The organism is Nocardia sp. NPDC046763 (assembly GCF_040645495.1).
In the GTDB taxonomy this organism is placed as follows: Bacteria; Actinomycetota; Actinomycetes; order Mycobacteriales; family Mycobacteriaceae; genus Nocardia.
Map to the genome: position 1 here is coordinate 1 of NZ_JBEYYI010000084.1, position 2,664 is coordinate 2,664.

Sequence of the window (2,664 nt, forward strand, 5' to 3'; positions counted from 1 at the left end):
GCCGTTTTATAGGGGCCGGGAAAATGGCTGGCGCGTCGAGGGTGCGGTTGTGCAATCCTGGTTTAGGCCGGTACCGCTAGTCGAAGGGCACGACCCATGGGTCCGGATCGCCGACAACAAGCAGCCCCAGAACAGGCCCACGAGGAATTGGAACTCGAGCTGGTGCGTGAGGTCGTTCTGGCGCGCCGAAGACTCGACAATGTCGTTCTGGCCGCACTGACTTTGGGTGCGGAATTACTCGATCACGACTCCGAGTGCGCCACCGCCATGCGGGCGGCGCAGATCCTGGAACAACACGCCGTGGACGAAACCGACGTGACACGCGACCCGCGTGGCGCGTTGCGGCGGGACATGGTGCGCGATCGCGAGCGCGCCCGCCGGATCGGCCTGTCCCGGATCGGGTATTCGGACACCGAGGCCGATCGGCGTCGCCGCAAGAGAACGGCCCTGCTCTGCGAGGTCCGGGCCGATCTGCTGGAGGTGGTGCGCAACTGCCGCCGCCTGCGCTACGACCATGTCGCCTTCGCCGACGGTATCGCGGAGGGATTATGTGCTGCCACGGACAAATTGGTGGTGGGCGCCGATATGGAGACCTATCGGGCCTGGCAGCGGGGGATGGTCCTCAAGCTCATCGAGGAACCCGGTCGCGACGGCATACCCCCGCGGGTCATGGCCACCGTGGACGCCGGGCCGGGCCGGGAACCGCTGACCGTCGAATGGGACAGTCCGGAACGGCGATTGGCGCTGGTGGCGCGGATGGCGCGGGCTGGGGTGTCACCCGTGGTCATCTGCGATCGCCTGCTGGCTGACCTATCGGTCTCGTCGCCGCTGCGGTATTCGATGCGCTGAACGGGAGGCAGGTGGACCAAGCAAATGCTTGGTTGTATATTGACGGGGTGACCCAACCTGACCCCTCCAAATCAGCACGTCGCACCGAGCTGCTCGGCCTGGCCGCGAACCTGTTCGCGGAACGGGGCCTGCGCGCCACCACGGTTCGTGACATTGCCGACGCGGCGGGGATTCTATCCGGGAGTCTCTACCACCACTTCGATTCCAAAGAAGCCATGGTGGACGAAATCCTGCGCGGGTTCCTCGACGACCTCTTCGGTCGCTACCGCGAAATCGTGGCGGCCGGCGTCCCCGCCCGCGACACGCTGGAAGCACTGGTCACCGCTTCCTACGAATCCTTCGATCGGTTCCACGCGGCCGTCGCCATCTACCAGGCCGAGGCCAAACGACTCAGCGGCACACCGCGATTCGACTACATCGCGGAATACAACAGCGAGTTCCGTGAGCTCTGGCACCAGGTGCTGGCCAACGGCGTCGCCGACGGCAGCTTCCGGCCCGAGATGGACATCGAACTGGCCTACCGGTTCCTGCGCGACACCGTCTGGGTGTCGGTGCGCTGGTACCAGCCCGGCGGCCGGATCACCGTCGACAACCTCGCCAAGCAGTACCTGACCATCGTGCTCGACGGGCTCACCAACCCCGAAAAGCTCACATAACCAACGCTCAGCGACAACTTCACCGCAGCAGCAGCCAGTAGGAGTTCCCCATGTCAGCACCGTCCCGCCGCCAGTATTCGCCGATGCGTGAGGCGTATGTGATCGACGCCGTGCGCACCCCGGTCGGCAAGCGGGGCGGCTCGCTGGCCGCCGTGCACTCGGCCGATCTGGGCGCCGCCGCCATCAAGGGGCTCATCGAGCGCACCAACCTGGCCCCGGTCGCGGTGGACGACGTGGTGTTCGGCTGCTGCGACACCATCGGCCCGCAGGCCGGAAACATCGCGCGCACCTCGTGGCTGGCCGCGGGCTATCCCGAGTCGGTGCCGGGCGTGACCGTGGACCGGCAGTGCGGGTCCTCGCAGCAGGCCATCACCTTCGGCGCCCAGGCCATCATGTCCGGCACCGCCGAGGTGATCGTGGCCGGCGGCGTGCAGAACATGAGCGCCATCCCCATCTCCGCGGCCATGCTGGCCGGGCAGGCCTACGGCTTCGACTCGCCGTTCGTCGGCGCGCAGGGCTGGGACCACCGCTACGGCACCGGTGAAGTGTCGCAGTTCAATTCGGCCAACATGATCGCCGAGAAGTGGGACATCTCCCGCCGCGACATGGAGGAGTGGGCGCTGCGCAGCAACGAGCGCGCCCGCAAGGCCATCGTGGACGGCAAGTTCGAGCGCGAGATCGTGCCGGTCGGCGACTTCTGGATCGACGAGTGCCCGCGCGAGACCACCCTGGAGAAGATGGCCGGGCTGCAGCCGCTCGCCGAGGGCAGCCGCATCACCGCGGCCCTGGCCAGCCAGATCTCCGACGGCTCCAGCGCCACCCTGCTGGCCTCGGACTGGGCGGTCCAGGAGTACGGGCTCACCCCGCGGGCGCGCATCCACCACGTGAGCGCGCGCGGCGCGGACCCGATCTACATGCTGACCGCGCCCATCCCGGCCACCAAGTGGGCCCTGGAGAAGACCGGTCTGACCATCGACGACATGGACGTCATCGAGATCAACGAGGCCTTCGCCTCGGTGGTGCTGGCCTGGATCAAGGAGACCGGCGGGAAGTACTTGTACCGGCCGGTCCGAGCGATCAGCTGGCCGGCCAGGATCGAGTCGGCGCGGCCGCGCTGCTGGTGGTGTCCGTGATAGCCGCCGCCGTGGTCGGATTCATC

2 protein-coding genes and 1 pseudogene are annotated in these 2,664 nt (G+C 67.3%); all 3 read left to right on the forward strand.

Features of this window, described 5'->3' with window-relative positions; translation table 11 throughout:
- Positions 1-96 precede the first annotated feature (96 nt).
- Positions 97-849 (forward strand): hypothetical protein, encoded by a 753-nt coding sequence (locus ABZ909_RS43505; RefSeq protein ID WP_357012351.1) that lies wholly within the window; start codon positions 97-99, stop codon positions 847-849.
- Positions 850-896: 47 nt separating this feature from the next.
- Positions 897-1,505 (forward strand): TetR/AcrR family transcriptional regulator, encoded by a 609-nt coding sequence (locus ABZ909_RS43510; RefSeq protein ID WP_357012353.1) that lies wholly within the window; start codon positions 897-899, stop codon positions 1,503-1,505.
- Between the two features lie 83 nt (positions 1,506-1,588).
- A pseudogene (locus tag ABZ909_RS43515) lies at positions 1,589-2,545 on the forward strand (acetyl-CoA C-acyltransferase); the annotation flags it as partial.
- Between the last annotated feature and the right edge of the window lie 119 nt (positions 2,546-2,664).

Bases quoted from the DNA above. Each gene is read 5' to 3' on its own strand.
- ABZ909_RS43505 (WP_357012351.1), top strand. From the start codon at position 97: ATGGGTCCGGATCGCCGACAACAAGCAGCCCCAGAACAGGCCCACGAG.